This window comes from Cupriavidus sp. 05L411 (genome assembly GCF_056398045.1).
Map to the genome: position 1 here is coordinate 15,039 of NZ_JBFTOQ010000029.1, position 21,886 is coordinate 36,924.

The 21,886-nt window shown below is 67.9% G+C and carries 13 protein-coding genes; 4 read left to right on the forward strand and 9 right to left on the reverse strand.

Annotation, left to right across the window (positions count from 1 at the left end; all coding sequences use genetic code 11):
- Positions 1-2: 2 nt before the first annotated feature.
- The 4 genes from AC1DQR_RS27810 to AC1DQR_RS27825 all read right to left on the reverse strand — a co-directional run bounded on the left by AC1DQR_RS27810 (position 3) and on the right by AC1DQR_RS27825 (position 7,788).
- Positions 3-2,657 carry a circularly permuted type 2 ATP-grasp protein gene (locus AC1DQR_RS27810; RefSeq protein ID WP_477134163.1) on the reverse strand — a complete coding sequence of 885 codons (2,655 nt, stop codon included), beginning with the start codon at positions 2,655-2,657 and terminating at the stop codon, positions 3-5.
- Between the two features lie 27 nt (positions 2,658-2,684).
- Entirely contained in the window at positions 2,685-6,227 is a 3,543-nt protein-coding gene (locus AC1DQR_RS27815) for a transglutaminase family protein (RefSeq protein ID WP_416050160.1), read from the reverse strand.
- A gap of 131 nt (positions 6,228-6,358) precedes the next feature.
- A complete protein-coding gene (locus tag AC1DQR_RS27820; RefSeq protein WP_416050159.1) occupies positions 6,359-7,105 on the reverse strand; it encodes a tetratricopeptide repeat protein in 747 nt (248 codons plus the stop codon).
- Between the two features lie 92 nt (positions 7,106-7,197).
- The gene (locus AC1DQR_RS27825) at positions 7,198-7,788 is read right to left on the reverse strand and encodes a MarR family winged helix-turn-helix transcriptional regulator (RefSeq protein ID WP_416050158.1); all 591 of its coding nucleotides are present in this window, start codon (positions 7,786-7,788) and stop codon (positions 7,198-7,200) included.
- 284 nt (positions 7,789-8,072) lie between these two features.
- Between AC1DQR_RS27825 and AC1DQR_RS27830 the strand changes: the two genes are divergently transcribed.
- From AC1DQR_RS27830 to AC1DQR_RS27840, 3 genes are all read left to right on the forward strand, one after another.
- A complete protein-coding gene (locus AC1DQR_RS27830; protein ID WP_477134186.1) occupies positions 8,073-9,020 on the forward strand; it encodes a Bug family tripartite tricarboxylate transporter substrate binding protein in 948 nt (315 codons plus the stop codon).
- Positions 9,021-9,162: 142 nt separating this feature from the next.
- Entirely contained in the window at positions 9,163-10,722 is a 1,560-nt protein-coding gene (locus AC1DQR_RS27835) for a sulfatase-like hydrolase/transferase (protein ID WP_416050157.1), read from the forward strand.
- Positions 10,723-10,948: 226 nt separating this feature from the next.
- The gene (locus tag AC1DQR_RS27840; RefSeq protein WP_416050156.1) at positions 10,949-11,608 is read left to right on the forward strand and encodes a response regulator transcription factor; all 660 of its coding nucleotides are present in this window, start codon (positions 10,949-10,951) and stop codon (positions 11,606-11,608) included.
- On the opposite strand, the gene AC1DQR_RS27845 is transcribed toward AC1DQR_RS27840, so the two are convergent.
- On the reverse strand, positions 11,575-13,611 hold the full coding sequence (locus tag AC1DQR_RS27845; protein ID WP_477134164.1) for a sensor histidine kinase: 2,037 nt from the start codon (positions 13,609-13,611) through the stop codon (positions 11,575-11,577). The two genes, AC1DQR_RS27840 and AC1DQR_RS27845, sit on opposite strands and share 34 nt — an antisense overlap.
- Positions 13,612-13,834: 223 nt before the next feature.
- Between AC1DQR_RS27845 and AC1DQR_RS27850 the strand changes: the two genes are divergently transcribed.
- On the forward strand, positions 13,835-15,133 hold the full coding sequence (locus AC1DQR_RS27850) for an isoprenylcysteine carboxylmethyltransferase family protein (RefSeq protein WP_416050154.1): 1,299 nt from the start codon (positions 13,835-13,837) through the stop codon (positions 15,131-15,133).
- A 54-nt stretch (positions 15,134-15,187) separates the two neighbouring features.
- Here the strand turns inward: AC1DQR_RS27850 and kdpE are convergent, their stop codons facing one another.
- The 4 genes from kdpE to kdpB form a co-directional block, all read right to left on the reverse strand.
- Positions 15,188-15,883, reverse strand: a complete 696-nt coding sequence (gene kdpE, locus AC1DQR_RS27855; protein ID WP_253932621.1) for a two-component system response regulator KdpE — start codon at positions 15,881-15,883, stop codon at positions 15,188-15,190.
- A 1-nt stretch (position 15,884) separates the two neighbouring features.
- Positions 15,885-18,818 (reverse strand): DUF4118 domain-containing protein, encoded by a 2,934-nt coding sequence (locus tag AC1DQR_RS27860; protein WP_477134165.1) that lies wholly within the window; start codon positions 18,816-18,818, stop codon positions 15,885-15,887.
- Positions 18,819-19,000: 182 nt separating this feature from the next.
- Positions 19,001-19,618 (reverse strand): potassium-transporting ATPase subunit KdpC, encoded by a 618-nt coding sequence (kdpC, locus tag AC1DQR_RS27865; protein WP_416050152.1) that lies wholly within the window; start codon positions 19,616-19,618, stop codon positions 19,001-19,003.
- Positions 19,619-19,666: 48 nt separating this feature from the next.
- Positions 19,667-21,886 (reverse strand): potassium-transporting ATPase subunit KdpB, encoded by a 2,220-nt coding sequence (gene kdpB, locus AC1DQR_RS27870; protein WP_174425654.1) that lies wholly within the window; start codon positions 21,884-21,886, stop codon positions 19,667-19,669.

The following is a 21,886-nucleotide window of genomic DNA, read 5'->3' on the forward strand; positions in this document are numbered from 1 at the left end:
GCTCATGGCTGCGCCCCGACGCGGGTGCCGGCCATGCCGGCATGGCTGAAGTAGCGCGCACTGATTTCGTCTGAGAGCTGCACCATCATGTCAGTCAGTTGCTCGCATAGTTGCACCAGATTGGTGTATTTCCCGTCGGCGCCGCGCTGGCATAGTGCTTCCCAGCCGGGCAGCGTCTCCACGGTGGGCAGCCATTGCGGCAGCGGCACGCGCCCGGTGCCGGCCGGGCTGGCGGGCGGCGAGATCTGGCCGAGCTTGACGCGCAGCCGCGCCAGCAAGCCATAGAGCCCGCGCGGGTTGGTGGGTTCGATCACCAGCTGGTCGACCAGCGCGGGCACATCGGAGCGGCCCGGGTACAGCGCGCGGAAGGTCAGCGTGCTGTCGAACAGGTGCAGCAGCAAATCGAAGCAGGTCCGGTGCAGCAGCGCGCCGTTGTGCGCAAACACGCGCAGGAAGGTCGAGAGCGTGGCCACGCGCTCGATATGGCGGCCGATAAACAGCAGGCGCCAGGCTTCGTCGCGGGTCATGCGGTCGCCTTGCGCGCCACTGATGGCGGCGAGCTGCATGGACAGGTGATCCAGCGCCGCCAGCACGCGCGGGCGGTCGTAGATGCCCGCGTCGCCGGCACCGCCGAGGTTCCCCGCGCAGGCCGCCTCCATGGCATCGCCGAAATCGTTGCGCGCGGCCAGGATGGTGCGCCAGTGATCGTTGGACAGCCGGTTGCGGATCTCGGTGGCGGCGTGCACGTGGCTGGCCAGGTTCTGGCCCACGCTGGTCCAGCCGGCGCTTTCCGCCAGCGCGGATACCAGGCTGCGCTCGAACACGCGCAGCGAGGCGCGCGGCTGCGGCGCGCCGGTCGGCAGCAGGCCGCAGGCGAGCACCAGTTCGCCGATCACGTCGAGCGCGCTGTCGTCGCGGTCGTCGCTGCTTTCGATCGAGCCCAGCACCAGGCGGCACAGGCGTACGTTGTTTTCCGCGCGCTCGGCATAGCGGCCGGCCCAGAACAGGTTCTCGGCGGCGCGGCTGGATACCGCCAGCGGCTTGGCCGCCGGCCCGCGCGCCGCGCCGGCCATGGGGAACTGCAGCGGCGTGCCGCCCGGCTGCGCCGGCTGGCTCGACAGCACCCACGTGTCGACGCTGGAGCCGCCGAGCTGCATCGATACCGCCGGCTGCCCCTCGCCCGCGAGCCGGGTGAAGCCGCCGGGCATCACCTGCCAGCCGCCTCGTCCGTCGGCAATGGCATAGACCCGCAGCATGGCGGCGCGCGAGCCGATATGCGGCCCTTCCCAGCGCGGTGCGTGCGACAGCGGCAGGTCGGCCTGGATGGTGAACAGATCCGGCACCTGCTCGATGCGCTCGCGCCAGTCCGCCAGGCGCTGCAGCCCGCGCTCCATGCCCAGGCGCGGGCCTTCCCACGGCTGCGCCATGCCGCGCGGGTAGGTTGGCATCAGGAAGGCTTCGGTGAATTCCCCGAGCGCCTCCTCGCGCGCCGTGGCCTCGCCGCACCACCAGCTGGGCACGCCTGGCAGCAGCAATTCCTCGCCCAGCAGCGCGCGGGAAATGGCCGGCAGGAAGCCGTGGATGGCCGGCGTCTCCAGGAAGCCCGAGCCGGGCGCGTTGGACACCAGCACATTGCCCGCGCGCATCGCCTGCAGCAGCCCGGGCACGCCGAGCGTGGAATCCTGGCGCAGCTCGACCGGATCGCAATAGGCGTCGTCCAGGCGGCGCAGCACCACGTCGACGCGCTCCAGCCCGGCCAGCGTCTTCAGGTACACCACGTCGTTGCGTACCGTCAGGTCCTTGCCCTCGACCAGCGTGATGCCAAGGTAGCGGGCCAGGAAGGTGTGCTCGAAATAGGTTTCGTTATAGGGCCCCGGGGTGAGCAGCACGATGTGCTTGCTGACCGACGCGGCGGCGCCCGCCGCGGATTCCGGTGCGGGTGGCTGCGCTGCGGGCTGCTGCGCCAGCGTGGCCACCAGTTGCGAGAACGCGGCGGGCAGGCGCCGCACGCGCAGCTCGCGAAAGGCATCGGCGAACAGGCTGGAGATGATGAGACGGTTCTCCAGCGCGTAGCCCATGCCGGAAGGCGTCTCCGTGCGGTGGGCCATCACCGTCCAGCCGCCCTCCAAGGTATGCGCGAGGTCCACCGCGACGATATGCAGGAAGTTGCCGCCCGGCGGCTGGTAGCCCTTGAGCGGGCGCAGGTAGCCGGGATGGCCAAAGACCAGGCCGGCCGGCAGCAGCCCCTTGGACAGCAATGCCTGCGGCCCGTAGATGTCGGCCACCATGGCGTTGGCCAGCTCAGCGCGCTGCGCCACGCCGCGCTCGATCCGCTGCCAATCCTCCTCGCTCACCAGGAAGGGCAGCAGGTCCAGCGCCCAGGCGCGCGCACCGGCCTTGTCCGTGTTGTCGGCGTAGACGTTGTAGGTCACGCCGTTGTCGCGGATCTGGCGCGCCATGGCGGCGGCCTGCTGGTCAAGGCCGTCGATCCCTTCCTCGCCCAGTATCTGGAAAAAGCGCGCCCAGGGTTCGCGCAACCCGTCCCCGCATGCCCCCAGTTCATCAAGGTGCCCGGGCGGCACCGGCCGCGCGCGGTGCATCACCGCGTCGACGGCAGGGGCGGTTTCATCAAAAGGCAGGGACGGCTGAAGAGACACGGGGCGCGGCTTTGGGGGCGTGCCGGATCAGCGTTGTCGCAAATCCAGCGTGAACGGAAACTCGAGGCTGCGCCGGGGCGGTTCCACGCGCATCACGCCCGGCGTGTGGCCAAGCGTGAAGAAGCGTGTCAGGCGCCGGCTCTCAGCCTCGTACGCATTAACCGGGAAGGTCTCATAGCTACGCCCGCCCGGATGCGAAACATGATACTGGCATCCACCGATGCTGCGCCCCATCCATGTGTCGACAACGTCGAAAGTCAGCGGCGCATGCGAGGCGATGGTGGGGTGGAGCGCAGACGGCGGCGCCCAGGCGCGGTAGCGCACCCCGGCCACGAACTCGCCGACGCGCCCGGTGGGCTGCAGCGGTACCGCGCGGCCATTGACGGTGACCACATGGCGGCTGTCGTTCATGCCCAGCACGCGCACCTCGATGCGCTCGAGCGACGAATCCACGTAGCGCACGGTGCCGCCGGCACTGCCCTCCTCGCCCATCACATGCCAGGGTTCGAGCGCGGTGCGCAGCGTCAGCGACAGGCCACCGGCCGCGAGTTCGCCCACGCGCGGGAAGCGGAACTCGAAGTGCGGCGCGAACCAGGCGTTGTCGAACGCGAAGCCGGCTTCGCGCATCTCGGTGAGCACGTCCTCGAAGTCCATCTGCACGAAGGTGCCGAGCAGGAAACGGTCGTGCAGCTCCGTGCCCCAGCGCGTGAGCCGCCCGCGATAGGGCTCGCGCCAGAAGCGGGCCACCAGCGCGCGCAGCAGCAGCTGCTGCACCAGGCTCATGCGCGCATGCGGCGGCATCTCGAACGCGCGCAGCTCCAGCAGGCCGAGCCGGCCGGTGGGGCCGTCGGGCGAATAGAGCTTGTCGATGCAGAACTCGCTGCGGTGGGTGTTGCCGGTGACGTCGATGAGGATATTGCGCAGCGCACGGTCAACCAGCCACGGCGGCATGTGCGCGCCGACCCCACCCTCGGCGCCGCAGAGCCGGTCGAGCTGGTGCTGCAGCTCGGCAAAGGCGATCTCGAGCTCGTAGAGCTGGTCGTTGCGCGCCTCATCCACGCGCGGCGCCTGGCTGGTCGGGCCGATGAACATGCCCGAGAACAGGTAGGACAGCGAGGGATGGTTATGCCAGTAGGCGATCAGGCTGGACAGCACATCGGGGCGGCGCAGGAAGGGGCTGTCGGCCGGCGTGGCGCCGCCCAGCACGAAGTGGTTGCCGCCGCCGGTGCCGGTGTGGCGCCCGTCGAGCATGAACTTCTCGGTGCTGAGGTAGGTCTCGTGGGCGGCCTGGTAGAGGAATTCCGTATGGTCGACCAGTTCGTCCCAGTTGGCGGCCGGATGGATGTTGACCTCGATCACGCCGGGATCGGGCGTGACCTGCAGCAGCTTGAGGCGCACGTCGCGCGGCGGCGGGTAGCCTTCGAGCACGATCTTCACGCCCAACCCGGCGGCGGTGGCTTCCACCGCCGCCAGCAGCTCCAGGTAGTCCTCCAGCACGGTCAGCGGCGGCATGAAGACGTAGAGCATGCCGCGCTTGTCGCCCGCGGCCGCCCGCTCGGCCTTGGGGCCGGCGGCGCGACTGGGATGGCGCACTTCCACGCACAGCGCCGTACGGGTGATCCAGCCCGCGGATTCGCCGCGCTCGGGCACGCGCGCCAGGTCCGCGGCCAGGGCAGCGGGCGCGGCCGTGCCGCCGATCGTGCCCGCCCCCGGCTTGGCCCCGGCAAGCTTGCCGGCACGCGCGGCCGCGGCCGAGCCGGGCGCGGGATAGGCCGCGGTGCTGGCACGGAACTCCGCCGCCTGGCCAGGCTCGGCGCCTTGGCCGGCAAGCCCGGGCAACTGCGCGCGCAGCTGCGCCCCGGTGGGCAGCGGCGAACGCGCCGCGAACGGGTCCTGGTCGAACTGCCACGGGTAGTCGGCCTCGCTGACCCAGGGCAGGGCATCCAGCGGCAGGCGGTAGCCCATCGGCGAATCGCCGGGCAGCAGGTACATGCGGTCGTCGCGGAAGAACCACGGCCCGCTGATCCAGCGGTGAGCGGCCAGCGCCGGGCCATCTTCCAGGCCGGTGCGGCGCAGCGGCAGCACGTAGCCGGTGGGCCGCGCCAGGCCGCCATCGAACACGCGGCGCAGGCGCATGCGCTCCATCTCATCGTCGAGCCGCGCCTCCAGCGGGTCGACATTGACCGGCAGGCGGCGCTCGCGCCAGAGGTAGTACCAGGTGTCCTCATAGCCGGGCTGCACAAAGCCGGGGTTGAGCCCGAGGCGGTTGGCCAGGCTATCGAGGAAGCGGTGCGCGTCGGCCTCGGTATAGTCAGCCGGCTCGCGCTCATCGGCGAACAGCGACGGGTCCTGCCAGCAGGGCTGGCCGTCGGCGCGCCAGCAGATCGACAAGGCCCAGCGCGGCAGTTGCTCGCCCGGGTACCACTTGCCCTGGCCAAAGTGCAGGAAGCCGCCCTTGCCATAGCGCGCGCGCAGTTTATGCACCAGTTCGGTGGCATAGGCGCGCTTGGTGGTGCCGAGCGCATCGGTGTTCCATTCCGCGCCATCGCGATCCTTGACCGCGACAAAGGTCGGCTCGCCGCCCATGGTCAGGCGCACATCTTGCGCGTTGAGCTGGATATCGACCTCGGCACCCACGGCCGCCACCGCCTGCCACTGCGCCTCGGTATAGGGCTTGGTCACGCGCGGCGATTCATAGATGCGGGTGATCGACATCTCGTGGTGGAAGGTCACCTCGCTCTTGTCGACCGCGCCGCTGACCGGCGCCGCGCTGCCCGGCTCGGGCGTGCATGCCACCGGGATATGGCCCTCGCCGGCCAGCAGGCCGGAGGTGGGGTCGAGCCCGATCCACCCCGCGCCCGGCAGGTAGACCTCGCACCATGCGTGCAGGTCGGTGAAGTCCACGTCGGTGCCGCTGGGGCCGTCGATGGATTTCACGTCAGGCGCCAGCTGCAGCAGGTAGCCGGACACGAAGCGCGCGGCCAGCCCCAGGTGGCGCAACGTCTGCACCAGCAGCCAGCCGGAATCCCGGCACGAGCCGGCGCCCGTCTCCAGCGTCTGCTCCGGCGTCTGCACGCCAGGCTCCATGCGGATCAGGTAGCGGATGTCCTCTTGCAGGCGCTGGTTCAGGGCCACGAGGAAATCGCTCGTGGTCTGCTTGTTGCGCGGAATGCTCTCCACGAAGGCGGCAAAGCGCGGCGTCAGCTCGCCCTTGACCATATAGGGCGCCAGCTCGTAAGCCAGGCCGGGCTCATAGGTGAAGGGAAAATTCTCCGCGTAGGGCTCGAGAAAGAAGTCGAACGGGTTGTAGACCGCCATCTCGACCACCAGGTCGACGGTGATCTTGAACTCGGTGGTCGGCTCGGGGATCACCAGCCGGGCGAGGTAGTTGGCGAACGGGTCCTGCTGCCAGTTCACGAAATGCTGCTCGGGTTCGATGCGCAGCGAATACGAAAGGATCGGCGTGCGGCAGTGCGGGGCAGGACGGAGCCTGACCACCTGCGGCGAGAGCTTCACGGGCCGGTCGTACCGGTAGTGGGTGACATGGTTCAGTGCGACGTGTGTTGCCACTAGTGCCTCCCATTGGCGCAGGTTTCGTGTGGTTCTCTCAAGCAAGAGTTGTACCGCCCCCGGCGGCACACCCCGGATAGCGGCCGGCGGCGGCCGCCCTTGCATGGCAACATGCCCAGACTACCGCAGCATTACATGGCGCCAGCCTGTTTTGCCTTCAGGCCCTGCTCGATCAGCGAGCGCAGCTTGGCCAGCGCCCCGGGGTCGCCGTGCGCGGCGGCGCGGGCGTACCAGATCTTGGCCTGCTCGATGTCCTTCTCGACCACGCCGGGCTCGCCACGCTCGTAATAGCTGGCAACGATGTACTGGGCACCGCCGTCGCCCGCCGTGGCGGCGCGCGTGTACCACTCGAAGGCCTTGCCGTAGTCCCGCGCGAGGCCCCGTCCGGTGAAGTAATTGGTCGCCAGTTCCACCTGGGCCTGCACATGGCCGCCTTCGGCCGCGCGGCGGTACCACTGGTTGGCGGACTCCAGCGAGCGCGGCACCAGTTCGCCGTGCTCGTACATCTCGCCAAAGGTGAACTGGGCCTGCGTCATGTCGTTCTCGGCCGCGCGGTGCAGCCAGATCAGCGCCTCCTCCTGGCGCACCGGCGTGCCCTCGCCGCGCAGCAGCATCATGGCGTAGTTGTACTGCGCGAGCCGGTTGCCTTGCTGGGCCGCCTTGGCGAAATCCCGCAAGGCCGAATCGAAGGCGCCGGCATCATAGGCGGTCACCGCCTGGCGCGTGAGTTCCTGCGCCGGCGCCGGGGGCTGGCGCGCGGCCTGGGCGTGCTGGACGACAAACAGGCAGAGGGGAAGCAGCGCGGCAATTGCGGCGGCGCGCAATCGCGAAGGAAAGCGAACAGGAAGGTAGGCAGGAAAGCGACGGACAAGCGGCATGGCAGGCTCCAGGCAGGGCACGCGCTGACTCCAAGTCTACAAGTGTAGGACTCCGAAGCCGGCAGGTGCAGTCGGAAGCGGCCGGCCAGACCTTACGGTTGGCGCCACCAGTTCTGCGCCGGCTCCGCAGGCGCGGGTACGCTGCTGGGCAGCGCTTGCGCCTGCGCCAGCAGGGCCTCGGCCTCCGTGTGCAGCCTGGACAGGCAACGCGCCAGCACCCGCGCCTCCTCCGGATCCAGGCAGGCGGCCAGGCGGGCGTTGAAGGCCTGGGCCTGCGCAAAGGCAAGCTGGTAGACCGCCTCGCCCTGCTCGCTCAGGGCAAACGCCGCCGCCCGCTTGTCCTGCTCGCGCGTGGCGCGCTGCACCAGCCCGCGCGCCATCAGCGCGTGCACGGCGCGGCTTGCCAGCACCTTGTCCAGCCCGGCGCTTTGCGCCAGCTCCGTCAGGCGCGTGCCCGGCTGCTCGCCGAGGAAGGACAGCATGCGCCACTCGCGCCGGCTCACCCCGGCCGCGGCGCGCAGGTGATGCCCGCTGGCTTGCAGGGCAACGCGGGTCAGGTGATAGAGGCGGTAATTGAGGAAATCCGCCAGGCGGGCGGGATGCCGCAGCGTTTCGCCGGCGTCCCGCTCCTGGTCCTCCTGTGCCTCTGCCTGTGCCTGCTCGCCCGCCTGGCTGCCGTTCATGCCGCACCCGCAAATTTAGTTGATTTTGTCAATTATATGGCTGGGTGTTAGCGTCTGTGCCGCTGCCTAAGAACTGGCGGGCCGCGTGCCAAGCGCATCCGCCGGGGTACGGCCGGGCAGCCATGCGCCCAGGAACGAAATGCGCACATCGATGCGCGAAATCCTTCTTTGGCGCCCGCGGGCCGTATCGATAAATTGGCCGGCTTCCCGCCGATGCCGAACCAACAGGAGAACCCGTGAAACCCGCCAAACTGCTGCGCGCGCTAGTCCCCACCCTCGCCACCATGACCGCACTGGCCGCCGTGTTCCTGGCCAGCGCGCCGGCCAGCGCCCAGAACGACCGCCCGCTGCGCATCCTGGTGGGCTACCCCGCCGGCGGCACCGCCGACCTGGCCGCCCGCCTCATCGGCGACAAGCTGCGCGAGGAACTCAAGCAAACCGTGGTCATCGAGAACAAGCCCGGCGCGGGCGGCCGCCTGGTCATGGACTATGCGCGCACCCTGCCCGCCGACGGCAACACGCTGGTGGTCGCCAACTCCGCAGTGATGACCATCGCCCCGCTGACCTACCGCAAGCTGAACTACGACATCCAGCGCGATTTCGTGCCGGTGGCGCAAACCGCCAACTTCCAGCTGGCCCTGGCCACCGGCCCCGGCGCGCCGGCCAAGACGCTGAAGGAGTACGTCGAGTGGCTCAAGGCCAGCCCGGCCAAGAACAATTCCTACGCCTCGCCGGCGCTAGGCAGCATTCCTCACTTCTTTGGCTTGCTGATCGGCAAGCAGGTGGGCGTGGAGATGTTGCACGTGCCATTCAACGGCTCGGCACCGTTGATGAATGCGCTGGTGGGCGGGCAGGTGCCGGCCTCGGTCGATACGCTCGCCGATCTCACCGAGATGCATCGCGCGGGCAAGATCCGCGTCCTGGCGAGCTCAGGGACGCAGCGCTCGGTGGCATTGCCGGATGTGCCCACGTTTACCGAGCTTGGCGACAAGGACATCGAAGGGCTTGGCCGCTACGGGTTCCTGGCGCCGGCCGGCGTGCCGAGGGCAACGATCGACCGGCTGAATGCGGCGATCGTGCATGCGGTGCAGTCGGCGGATCTGAAGGAGCGGTTCCTGAAGCTGGGGCTGGAGCCGCAAACCGGGAGCGCGGAGCAGTTCGGCAAGGTGCTGGCAGCGGATGCCGGGCGGTGGGGGCCAGTGGTCAAGGCCTCTGGCTATACCGGAGATTAAGAATATCCTGCCATATTTCATCGAATTTATTCATTCCATAAATGTTATATTCCACATGGATTGAATAAACAAAAAATTACATCACGTTATTTACCGAATTGATGCCGATCAGGTCAGCGGCCCGACCGGCACCGACAAAGCCATGCCCACCAGAAACACCCTGTTCATCATGTGCGACCAGCTGCGCCAGGACCACCTGGCGTGCTACGGTCACCCCACGCTGCGCACAAAGCACATCGACGCCCTGGCCGCGCGCGGCGTGCGCTTCACCAAGGCGTTCGTCACCTCCGGCGTTTGCGGCCCGAGCCGCATGAGCTTCTACACCGGGCGCTACCCCAGCAGCCACGGCGCCACCTGGAACCGCGTGCCGCTGTCTGTTGGCGAAGTCACGCTGGGCGAATACCTGAAGGACAGCCACCGCGCGCTGGCGCTGGCCGGCAAGACGCACGTGATGCCCGACAACGCCAACATGAAGCGCCTGCATCTCGACGGCGGCAGCGAGCTGGAAACGCTGCTGCGCAGCGGGCACTTTGTCGAAGTCGACCGCCATGACGGCCACCACGCCGAGCCGCACAGCGCTTATGCCGAGTGGCTGCGCAAGCAAGGCTACGACAGCGCCGACCCGTGGACGGACTACGTGATCAGTGCCGAGAATGCGCAGGGCGAGATCGTGTCGGGCTGGCAGATGCGCAATGCCGGCCTGCCCGCACGCGTGGCGCAAGCACATTCGGAGACGGCGTATACGGTGGGCCAGGCAATGCAGTACATCGCCGCGCGCGGCGACGACCCGTGGGTGTTGCACCTGTCGCTGGTCAAGCCGCACTGGCCCTATATGGCGCCCGCGCCCTACCATGCGGCCTACTCGCTGGACGACTGCCTGCCGCTCAAGCGCCACGAGGCGGAGCTGGACAACCCGCATCCGGTGCTCGACGCGTACCGCACGCAGGAAGAATGCGCCAACTTCATGCGCAGCGAAGTCTCGGACACGGTGCGTCCCGCCTATCAAGGCCTGGTGCAGCAGATCGACGATCGCCTGGGTGAGTTGTGGGAACAACTGGAGCGCCTGGGCCGCTGGGAAGACACGCTGATCGTGTTCACGGCAGACCACGGCGACTTCCTGGGCGACCACTGGCTCGGCGAGAAGGAGCAGTTCTACGACACCGTGCAGAATATCCCGCTGATTGTCTACGACCCCTCGGCCGAAGCCGACGCCACCCGCGGCAGCGCGGACGCGCGCTTGGTCTCGGCCGTGGACGTGGTGCCGACCGTGCTGGACGCGCTGGGCCTGCCGCCGGCCGACCATCGCGTGGAAGGCCGCTCGCTGCTGGACCTCACGCGCGAGCGCGGCAATGGCCAGTGGCGGGATTTCGTGGTGTCGGAGCTGGACTACGCGTATCGCGGCGCGCGGATCGCGCTGGGCCGGCAGCCGGGCGAGTGCCGGGCGTGGATGGTGCGCAATGCGCGCTGGAAGTATGTGCACTGGCAGGGTTTCCGCCCGCAGCTGTTCGACCTGGAACGCGACCCGGACGAGTTCTTCGACCTGGGCGAGGATGCCGGCCACGAAGCCATCCGCTCGACGATGCGGCTGCACCTGCTGGAGTGGTTCTGCACCCTCAAGCCGCGCACAACGGTGAGCAACGACGAAGTAGCGGCCAAGACCAATGTCTACAAGCAGGCCGGCGTGTTTTTTGGCGTTTGGTGAGGTGGCTTGAATCGTGGCATGCCGCGCCGGGATAGCGCCCGGGATAGCGCCCGGGGTTAAAGATTCCTGCCGGTCTGGCCGTAATACCGCTTAAGCCGCCCTGGGCACTAATGCCAGGGCAATGGCCAGGAGGGGTGGAGCCCGGGCTGACGCCGTCGAATCTTGTCAGGCAAGCATGGAGAGTCCTCGCCACGATCATGGAACGCAACCGCTGCAAGGTTTTGGAATGGGCAATTTGGTCCTGCTCGAGGATGAGGTCGAGCTGCGCGAGGAAATAGCGGCTTTCCTGCAAAAGCGAGGCTGGAAGGTCAGCCAGGCCGGCAGCCTGGCGCAATTCCTGCCGCTGGCCGCGCAGGCGGACATCGCCGTCATCGACGTCATGCTCCCCGACGGCACGGGTTTCGATGCGGCCAGCCGCCTGCGCCGCGAGCGCCCCGGCTGCGGCATCGTCATGCTCACGGCCCGCGGCGAAACGCAGGACAAGCTGCACGGCCTGAACGGCGGGGCGGACCACTATCTCGTCAAGCCGATCAAGCTGCTCGAATTCGACGCCATCCTGCGCGCCCTGAGCCGCCGCGTCGTCTCCAACTGGTGGCTCGACCGGCAGGCCAGCACGCTGGTGGCGCCGGCGGGAGCCCGCCTGGCCGTGTCGTCCAACGAGAGCAAGCTGCTCGAAATGCTGGCGCTCCATCCCACCCAGCCCGTCGATCGCCGCCAGATCGCCGAAGGCTTCGGCTTTGACTGGCTGAGCTACGACGAGCGCCGGCTGGAGACCATGGTCAGCCGCCTGCGGCAACGCTGGCGCAGCGAATCGGGCAGCGAATTGCCGCTCAAGACCGCCCACCGCAAGGGCTATACGTTCGCCGCGCCCATCGCGCTGGCCTGAACCTGCACGCCCGGCGGCGCCGACGGCAGAAAAATCGTGGCGCGGCATCCCTGCCCGGGCGCACTGTCCAGGGTCAAGGTGCCACCCTGCATTTCCACCATGCGCCGGGCCAGCGACAAGCCAAGCCCGGTCCCCGGTTTCTGGCCGGCATTCTGGCCGCGATAAAAGCGCTCGAATACACGCGGCAGGTCCGCCGCCTCGATACCGGGACCGTTGTCCTGCACTTCCAGCACCACGCCTTCGGCCACCTCCCGGCCCCGCAAGACCACCCGGCAGCCCGCGGGCGTGTACTTCACCGCGTTATCGGCCAGCGTGCGCAATGCCAGCCGCAGCAGGCTGGCGTCGCACGGGAAGGCTTCTGGCAAGCTCGCCCCATCCACCGCCAGCCGGTGCCCCTCTGACAGCAGTTGCGCCGCTGCCGCGGCGTCCTCCAGCAAGTCCGCCAGGCTGGTGGGTGACGGCCGGGAGCCATGCCGCAGCAATTCGAAGCCATCCTCATGCAGGGAGTCATTGAGCAGCATGGTCAGGCGCTGTGTGGCGCGCAGGATCTTCTGGTACCGGGCCGAGGTCTGCGGGTCATCATGGGCATCGTCCAGGTCCAGGTTCTGCGCCGTGGCATCGATCACCGCCAGCGGCGTGCGCAGTTCATGCGAGACGGTGGACAGGAACTGCCGCTGCTCCTCCTGCGCGCGCCGCTCCAGCGACAGCGACGCTTCCACCTGCGCCATGGCGCTCCTGAGCGCCTGGGTGCGCAAGGCGACCTTGACCTCCAGGTCGCGCTCGGCCTGGCGGGCCACGCGCAAGGCTTCGGCCTGGGCGGCCTCCTTTTCGGCGCGCATGTCGGTGTAGCGCCAGCTGATGGCCGAATTCATGATGAGCAAGAACGCCATCATGCCCAGGTAGTTGGCGTTATCGACGAACGGGCCGGGATCGATCACGCCGACATTGCGCGCCAGGCGCAGCACGGTGCCGCCAAAGAGCAGAACCAGGACGAAAAAAAGCACACGCGCGGCCTTTTGGCCGCGCCAGGTCATCGCCGCGGAAGCGATCAGCAGTATGCCCATGGTAACCAGGCCCCAGAGCAGCGCCAGTGGGCGTATCCACCAGACGTTACCCAGCAGCAGGCAGGGGGTCATGACCAGCGCCACGCCCCAGGCCAGCAGCGAAAAACCGATGGCCCAACGCCGCCATGGCGACTCGTACAGGCCCAGGTAGTGCGCCGTGAACAAGGTGCCAAGCGGCGTCGCAAAAAACCAGCTCACCACGTAGACGGCATCGCTCGTCAACGGCCATCCAGGCAGGAGGTACTGATACGTGAAGCCCTCGGCGGACAGCGAGGTGAACAGATTGGCCAGTACCGTCAGGCTGAACAGGCCAAAGGAGAGATTACGCGTGACCCAATAAAACCAGACGCTGGTAATCAGCAAGACCAGGTGCGCTGCGTAGAACAAGCCAAACAGAAGCAGCTCGGTGCCGATAAAGGAAATGAACGCTTCCGGCGACCACACCACCAGGGGAAAGCTCATCGTGCTGGTACTGCGCACGCGCAAATACAGCGTGACCGGCTTGTCCACGGGCAAGTCGAGCTGAAACACCGGATTGCGGTAATCCACGTCGCGCCCCGCCACCGGCCGCCTGTCGCCGGACACCCGCTGCGCGTATCCGCCCGCCGCTAGCGGCTCGAACAGCGTGACGTCGTCCAGCAGCGCCGAGCGCAGCTCCAGCAACCATACCGGCGCGGCTTCCTCGGGGCGCGTCAAGGTGATGCGCAGCCAGACGGCCCCCTTCAGGTAGCCAAGGGCGGGAGGGGAGTACTGGGGCTGGAAGGCCACCGCGAACTCGGGCCGCGTTAGCTGCTCGATGGTCAGCACATCCTGCGGATCGCGCAGCAACTCCCAATGCTCGCCGAGAGAGACCTCTCCCGCCGGCGGCAGACGCATTTCCGCCCATGCGGCGGAGTGGCAGAGCCAGCACAAGAGAACGATCCAGAATAGCCGAAGCATTGTCCTTTCCAGTCGTGTTTCGCGAAAAAGGCCATGACTATATCCCAGCAAGGATCGGGCTTTTTCACTTTGCCTGGCAATGTCAGGATTTGTCAGTTTTGCGGTGATTCCATTGGATAGGATCGGCGCAGATAAAAGTACTCGACATCTATCCGCCATGCGTAATCCAGCCCGTCGCACTCACTGCGATATCCAACATGGCGTCACCGAGGGGAACCAGTCAGTGACGACACCGCAAGACAAAGCGCGACGGCCCCGCTCAGCCACCCACGGCGCCGTCGCCACCGTGGGCCTGGCAGCGTTCCTGCTTGCCGTTACCATCGTGCGCACCGACCGGCCCTTCGGCGAGAACATGGTCCATTCGGCCTTGTTCATCGTCGGGGCGACGGCAGCGGCCATCTTCCTGCTCGACCTGAGCTGGCAGAAGGTGCACTTGCGCGCCGCCACCGGCCTGGATTTTTCCCGGGACAATCCGTCGTGGCACCGCAGCCTGGCCAAGTTTGCGGGCCTGCTTGGCAGCATGGGCTTTGTCGGCCTGCTGTACTGGCTGTTCCCCGAATACCATGCGGCCTTCTACGCGCGCTATTTCTCCATGCTGGCGATCGTGCTGCCGGCCTGGGTCGCACTGGCGCTGCCCTATTTCTTCTTTGTCGACCGCAAGATGGCCCGGCCCCTGGACGGCTACTGGCACATGGGCAAGCTGGTCACGTTGCAGTGGGACAAGATGGATGGCAAGGTGGTGGGGCAGCATCTGCTAGCCTGGTTGATCAAGGGCTTCTTCCTGCCCCTGATGTTCACCTATATGTGCAATGACCTGGCACGCTTCATCGCCGCCGACTTTGCGCTGCTGACGAGCTTCAAGGCCTGGTTCGACCTGCTCTACGGCTTGCTGTACTTCATCGATGTCGGCCTGGTGGTGATGGGCTACCTGATGGCGCTGCGCATCACCGACACGCACGTGCGCTCGGCCGAGCCGTCCATGCTGGGCTGGGCGGTGGCGCTGATATGCTACGAGCCGTTCTGGTCGCTGATCGGGCGGCAGTACCTGCATTACGAGACCGGCCTGCAGTGGGGCGCGTGGCTTTGGAACACGCCGCTGCTCTATGGCATCTGGGGCAGTGCGATCCTGGTGCTGACGGCGATCTACGTCTGGGCGACGGTGATCTTCGGCGCGCGGTTCTCGAACCTGACCCACCGGGGCATCATCACCAACGGGCCTTACCGGTGGACCAAGCATCCCGCCTATGTGGCCAAGAACCTGTCCTGGTGGATGATCTCCATCCCCTTCATGGCCCAGGGCTCAGCGGATGAAACGCTGCGCCACTGCCTGCTGCTGCTGGCCTTGAATGGCATCTATGCGATGCGGGCCATGACGGAAGAGCGGCATTTGTCCCGGGATCCGGACTATGTGGCTTACGCCAGATGGATCGACCACAATGGCATGTTCCGCTTCCTGCGGCATCTGCCTGTGCTGGGGAATCTGCGCTACAGGCCACCGGTGCCACTTGAGCCGACCGTCTGACTCCCTGGCCGCCTGATTACCCATCGGCCGGCACCCTGTTGCCGGCCGATGGCATCACCCCACGAACCGATATCCCACCCCCACCTCCGTCATCAGGTGCGAGGGTTGCGCGGGATCGGCTTCCAGCTTGTGCCGCAGGTGCCCCATGTACACCCGCAGGTAGTGGCTGCTCTCCGAGTGCGCCGGCCCCCAGACTTCGCGCAGCAGTTCGCGATGCGTCATGACCTTGCCGCGATGCGCGATCAGCACGGCGAGCAGCCGATACTCGATCGGCGTCAGGTGCACGTCCTGCCCGGCGCGGGTGACCACGCGGTTGGCCAGGTCGATCTGCACCTCGCCAAAGCCGATCTGCGGCGTGCCTTGCGGATTGGTCTTGGCATGGCGGCGCAGCAGCACGCGCACGCGCGCGATCAGCTCGCCCACGCCGAAGGGCTTGGTCAGGTAGTCGTCCGCGCCGGCGTCCAGCGCGGCGATCTTGTCGTCCTCGCCGGAGCGCGCCGATAGCACCAGCACCGGCACTTCGGTCCAGGTGCGCATCTCGCGGATCAGCGTCATGCCGTCGCCATCGGGCAGGCCCAGGTCGAGGATCACCACGTCGGGCTGGCGCGTGCCTGCATCGATCAGGCCGCGCTTGAGCGTCTCGGCCTCATGCACGGCGCAGCCTTCTGCCTGCAGCGCCTCGCGCACGAAGCGCCGGATATGCGGCTCGTCTTCGACCAGCAAGACAGTTGGCGAAAATTCAAATGCCATTTCAGTTGGACTCCTTGTTTGCTGCATCGTGCGCAACCAGCCCGGCACCGTTGCCGTGCGCGGCTAGCAGCGCCGATTCAAGTGCCTCGGGCGGCTCGGGCTCGATCGCAGGCGGATTGCCGCGCGGCAGCGCCACGACAAAGCACGCGCCGGTGTGGTCCGCGTTCACGCTCTCCACCCAGATGCGCCCGCCGTGCACCTGCACGATGGCCTCGCACACGGCCAGCCCGAGGCCAACGCCCGCAGTCGCGGACTCGCGCTCGCCGCGCGTGAATTTCTGGAAGATCGAGAGCTCTTGCCCGCGCGGCACGCCGGGGCCGTCGTCCGCCACCGCGAGCCGCACCTCCGCTTCGACCACTTCGCCGGAGATGCGGATGCCGGTGCCCGGCGGCGTGTACTTGGCAGCGTTCTCCAGCAGGTTGCACAGCACCCGCTCCATCAGCACCGCATCGCACTCCACCAGCGGCAGCGCCGATAGATCCGCGACCGACACGCGGTGCCGCGACAACGCATCACGCATGCCGGCCAGCGCCGCGCCGACCAGCTCTTCGAGCGACTGCCACTCCTTTTGCATACGCACGTCGCGGCTTTGCAGCCGCGCCATGTCGAGCAGGTTGACCACCATGGTGCGCATGCGCAGCGCTTGCTCGCGCATGGCACCGACGGTTTCCGACAGCGACGGCGGCAGCGGCGGCTCGGTGCGCTGCATGGTCTCGGCCATGCCGATCAGGCTGGTCAGCGGCGTGCGCAGATCATGCGAGACGGCGGCCAGCAGCGAGCTGCGCAGCCGCTCCGACTCCATCGACACCAGCGCCTGCTGCGCCACCTCCACATAATGCAGCCGCTCGATGGCGATGGCGATCAGCGTGGCGAACACGTCGATCTGCCGGCGCCGCTCGGGCCGCGCGAAGGCGCGCCACTCCTGCGGCTCCACCGCCAGCACGCCGCGCGTCTGCATCGGCGCCTTGAGCGGCAGGTAGAGCACGGTGCTGCCCGGCAGCGTATGCGTGCCGGTGCCGGCGGGCTGGCCGTGATCGAACACCCATTGCGCCAGCACGGGATCGATCGCGTCATTGCCACGCTGCGTGGGGTCGATCACCGGCGGCATCAACCGCCCCTTGGGCGAGACGAGGAAGAATGCCGAGCGCGCGCCAAGCGCGGCTTGCAGGAAGCGGCTGCTGATGTCGATGATCTGCTCGGGCATCAAGGCAGCGGACAGCTCGCGCGCCAGCTCGTACAGGGTGCGCGCATCGGTCTCGCGCTCCACCGACACCTGGGCCTGCTCGCGCAGCCCGGCGGTAAGCTGGCCGATCACCAGACCCACCGTCAGCAACACCGCGAACGTCACGAGGTACTGCACGTCGCTCACCGCGAAGGACATGCGCGGCGGCACGAAGAAAAAGTCGAAGGCCGCCACCGACAGCACCGAGGCCAGCGCGGCGGGGCCGCGGCCGTGGCGCAGCGCCACGCCGACCACGGCCGCGAGGAACAACATCGCGATATTGACCAGGTCGAACCACGGCCGCGTCAGCGCCGACAACAAGCTGGCGCCCCCGCACCATGCAACCGCCCACAGGTAGTCGATGCGGTGCGCCACCACGCTGCTGTCGTCGTTGCGTGCCGGATCCTCGCGCACGTCGGCGCGCCCGCCAGCCGGTTGCGCGCGGCCGCGCGTATCGGCGCCCATGGCGTCGGCGGCCACGCGGATCACGTCGATCTCCGGACAGCCGAGCGCCAGCGAATCGGCAAAGCTATGGCGCCCGAACAGCCAGGCGCGCGCGCCCAGGAACGGCGACAAGCCGAGTGCCAGCAGCGCCCGGCCGCGTGCCAGGAGGCTGCCGCCGCTGCGGCGCCAGTTGCCGGGGGCCCGCCCGACCACCACCTTGGTGAGGTTGTGGCGCCGCACATAACCCGCCACCGCCTGCACGATATCGCTGCCAGCCAGCGTCTCGGTGCGCGCGCCCAGCTCTTCGGCCAGCCGCATCGCCTCCTCGATATTCGCGCGCTCGTGCTCCGCGAGCGGCGCCAGGCGCGGCGTGGCCACCGTGACCACATGCCAGTCGCAATCGAGCTGCCCGGCCAGCCGGCGCGCGCTCTTGACCACCTGCGCGGCATCGTCGCCGGTGCCGATGCACGCGAGCACCGCCTCGCGCGTGCGCCATACGGGCCGGATGGATTCGGCATGGCGGTATGCGCGCACGTCGTCGTCGACGCGGTCGGCGGTGCGGCGCAGCGCGAGCTCGCGCAACGCGATCAGGTTGCCCTTGCGGAAAAAATTGGTGGCCGCGGTGCGCGCCTGCTCCGGCAGGTAGACCTTGCCGTCGCGCAGGCGCCGCAGCAATTCGTCGGCGGGCAGGTCCACCAGGATGACTTCGTCGGCGTCATCGAAGACCGTGTCAGGTACCGTCTCCCACACACGGATGCCGGTGATGCCGCCCACCGCCTCGTTGAGGCTGTCCAGGTGCTGCACGTTGACGGTGGTCCACACATCGATGCCGGCCGAGAGCAGCTCCTCGATGTCCTGCCAGCGCTTGGGGTGGCGGCTGCCGGAGGCGTTGGAGTGCGCCAGTTCGTCGACCAGGATCAGCGCCGGGCGCCGGGCCAGCGCGCCGTCCAGGTCGAACTCCTGCAGCACGCGGTCGTCGAGCTTGTGATGCGGCATGGCCTTCATCGGCAGCCGCTCCAGCCCCGCGATCAGCGCCTCGGTCTCGGCGCGGCCATGGGTCTCCACCACGCCGATCACGACATCGCTGCCCTGCTCGCGCAGCGCACGCGCTGCGCTCAGCATGGCGAAAGTCTTGCCCACGCCCGCGGAGGCGCCGAAATACACCCGCAGCTTGCCGCGCGCGGCGCGCTCGCCCTCCTGCTGCATGCGTTGCAGCAAGGCATCTGGATCGGGCCGGCCGGGGGCGTCGCGCTGGGCGGTGTCAGGCATGGTGGGGGTCATTGCCCGGGAGGAGGATGGATGAAACGATTGTGCCACGCTTAAGGTCTAGCACAGGCACGAATAACATACTTCGGGCGCGGGCCGAAGCCGCCGAACGGGCCAAGACCACGAGCTACGACGACGGCTGTCTCTCCCTTAGTGGATGCATGGCGAGGCAATCGCGTGCGCCCTCACTGCTTCCCGGCATCCAGCGCCAGATTCAACTGGAGCACATTCACCACCGGATCCCCCATCACCGCAAGCAGCGGCTTTTCCGTGTTGGCCGCAACCAGCGCTTCTACGCGCTCCAGCGGCAAGCCGCGCAACCGGGCCACCCGTGCCGCCTGGTACTGCGCGGCGGCCGGGCTGATCTGCGGATCGAGGCCACTGCCGGAAGCCGTGACCAGATCCACCGGCACGGGCGCCTTGTTGCCAGGGTCCGCCTCGCGCAGCGCGTCGATACGGGCGCGCGCGGCATCGGTCAGGGCCGGGTTGCTCGGGCCGAGGTTGGAGCCGCCGGAAGCTGCCGCGTTGTATGGCATGGGCGCGGTGGCCGACAAGCGGCCCCAGAAGTACTTCGGATCCGAGAACGGCTGGCCGATCAGTTCCGAGCCGATGGCGCGGCCGTCCTTGACGATCAGCGAGCCGGCCGCTTCATGCGGGAACGCGACGCGCGAGATGCCAGTGATCACGCCGGGGTACAGCAGGCCGGTAACGGCCGACAGCACGACGAAGATCGTCAGCATGGGGCGCAGCAGGCCACCCTGGATGGGCGTGGCGGGCTGGGCGGGTTGGACTTGCGTATTCATGGATGGCTCCGTTTATGTTCAGCGCGTTCGATGCGTTCGATGCTGCGCTCAGACCCAGCCGAACAGGGTCAGGATCATGTCGATCACCTTGATGCCGACAAAGGGCACCAGGATGCCGCCAAGGCCGTACACCAGCAGGTTGCGCCGCAGCAAGATGGCCGCGCCGAGCGGCCGGTACACCACGCCGCGCAGCGCCAGCGGGATCAGCACCACGATGATCAGCGCGTTGAAGATCACCGCCGACAGGATGGCCGAGGCCGGCGTGGACAAGCCCATCACGTTGAGCTGGTTGAGCTGCGGGTACGTGGTGGCGAACGCTGCCGGGATGATGGCGAAGTACTTCGCCACATCATTGGCCACGCTGAAGGTGGTGAGCGAGCCGCGCGTCATCAGCATCTGCTTGCCGATCTCGACGATTTCGATCAGCTTGGTCGGATTACTGTCGAGGTCGACCATGTTGCCGGCTTCTTTCGCCGCCTGCGTGCCGCTGTTCATCGCCACCGCCACGTCGGCCTGCGCCAGCGCCGGTGCGTCGTTGGTGCCGTCGCCGGTCATCGCCACCAGGCGGCCTTCGGCCTGGTAGTCGCGGATCAGCTTGAGCTTGGCTTCGGGTGTGGCTTCGGCAAGGAAGTCATCGACGCCGGCCTCCGCTGCGATCGACGCGGCGGTGAGGCGGTTGTCACCGGTGATCATCACCGTCTTGATGCCCATCTTGCGCAGCTCGCCGAAACGCTCGCGAATGCCGGCCTTGACGATGTCCTTGAGCTCCACCACGCCAAGCACGCGTACATGTTCGCCATCGGTGCTGGACTCCGCCACCACCAGCGGCGTGCTGCCGGCGCGGGCCACGTCGTCCACCGCCTGCATCACGGCGTCGGGGAACTTGCCGGCGCGCTCGGTCACGTACTTGCGCACGGCATCGGCGGCACCCTTGCGCACGCTGCGCCCGCCGGCATCCACGCCGCTCATGCGGGTCTGCGCGGTGAACGGCACGAAGATCGGGCGCAGTGCGCTGATATCGGGCGTGGCGGCGCCGGCCTGCTGGCGCGCCAGCGTGACGATGCTGCGGCCTTCCGGCGTCTCATCGGCCAGCGATGACAGCCAGGCGGCTTCGGCCAGTTGCTGCGCCGACACGCCGGGCGCGGCGATAAAGCGCGAAGCCTGGCGGTTGCCGTGCGTGATGGTGCCGGTCTTGTCGAGCAGCAGCACGTCCACGTCGCCGGCGGCTTCCACCGCGCGGCCCGAGGTGGCGATCACGTTGGCTTCCATCATGCGGCTCATGCCGGCCACGCCGATGGCCGACAGCAGGCCGCCGATGGTGGTCGGGATCAGGCACACCAGCAGCGCGATCAGCACGGTGATGGTGACGGGCATGCCGGCCTTGGCGACGAACACGCTGTACACCGAGAACGGCTGCAGCGTGGCGGTGGCCAGCAGCAGCACGATGGTCAGGCCCACCAGCAGGATGGTCAGCGCCAGTTCGTTCGGCGTCTTCTGGCGCTTGGCGCCTTCCACCATGGTGATCATGCGGTCGATGAAGCTCTCGCCCGGATTGGTGGTGATGCGCACCACGATCCAGTCGGACAGCACGCGCGTGCCGCCGGTGACCGAAGAAAAGTCACCACCGGATTCGCGGATCACGGGAGCCGATTCACCGGTGATGGCGCTCTCGTCCACCGAGGCCACGCCTTCGATCACGTCCCCGTCGCCAGGCACCATGTCGCCCGCCTCGACCAGCACCACGTCGCCACGGCGCAGCGCGGCAGCGCCGCGCGCCTCGGTGGCGCCCGCGGCGCGGTAGTCGCGCCGGCCTTCCTTGACCAGCTTGGCGGTGACGGTGGTCTTGAGCCCGCGCAGCGCTTCGGCTTGCTGCTTGCTGCGGCCCTCGGCCAGCGCTTCGGCAAAGTTGGCGAACAGCACGGTGAACCACAGCCACACCGACACGGCCAGGATAAACCCGGCGCTCTCGCCGCCCGCCGTGGCGGGCGAGAACAACGCGCGGAAGAACAGGATCGTGGTCAGGATGCTGCCCGCATAGACCACGAACATCACCGGGTTGCGCAACTGGTCGCGCGGCGAGAGCTTCTTCACCGAATCGAGCAGGGCCGGCTTGACGAGCTCGGGCGCGAACATGCCGCCGCGCGGGCGATGATGGCCGCCGCTCTTTTGCGCGGCCAGGGCCGGCGTGACCACGCTGGTGGCCGGGGTAGTGTTTGCCGGTGCCGCGCCGGCATTCTTGCTGCGCGTCACCATGGATTCTTGTTGCAT

Coding starts and splice junctions, on each gene's coding strand:
- AC1DQR_RS27820 (WP_416050159.1), bottom strand. CDS start 7,105: ATGCCGCTTGTCCGTCGCTTTCCTGCCTACCTTCCTGTTCGCTTTCCT.
- AC1DQR_RS27825 (WP_416050158.1), bottom strand. CDS start 7,788: ATGAACGGCAGCCAGGCGGGCGAGCAGGCACAGGCAGAGGCACAGGAG.
- AC1DQR_RS27830 (WP_477134186.1), top strand. CDS start 8,073: ATGACCGCACTGGCCGCCGTGTTCCTGGCCAGCGCGCCGGCCAGCGCC.
- AC1DQR_RS27835 (WP_416050157.1), top strand. CDS start 9,163: ATGCCCACCAGAAACACCCTGTTCATCATGTGCGACCAGCTGCGCCAG.
- AC1DQR_RS27840 (WP_416050156.1), top strand. CDS start 10,949: ATGGGCAATTTGGTCCTGCTCGAGGATGAGGTCGAGCTGCGCGAGGAA.
- AC1DQR_RS27845 (WP_477134164.1), bottom strand. CDS start 13,611: ATGCTTCGGCTATTCTGGATCGTTCTCTTGTGCTGGCTCTGCCACTCC.
- kdpE (WP_253932621.1), bottom strand. CDS start 15,883: ATGGCATTTGAATTTTCGCCAACTGTCTTGCTGGTCGAAGACGAGCCG.
- AC1DQR_RS27860 (WP_477134165.1), bottom strand. CDS start 18,818: ATGCCTGACACCGCCCAGCGCGACGCCCCCGGCCGGCCCGATCCAGAT.
- kdpC (WP_416050152.1), bottom strand. CDS start 19,618: ATGAATACGCAAGTCCAACCCGCCCAGCCCGCCACGCCCATCCAGGGT.
- kdpB (WP_174425654.1), bottom strand. CDS start 21,886: ATGCAACAAGAATCCATGGTGACGCGCAGCAAGAATGCCGGCGCGGCA.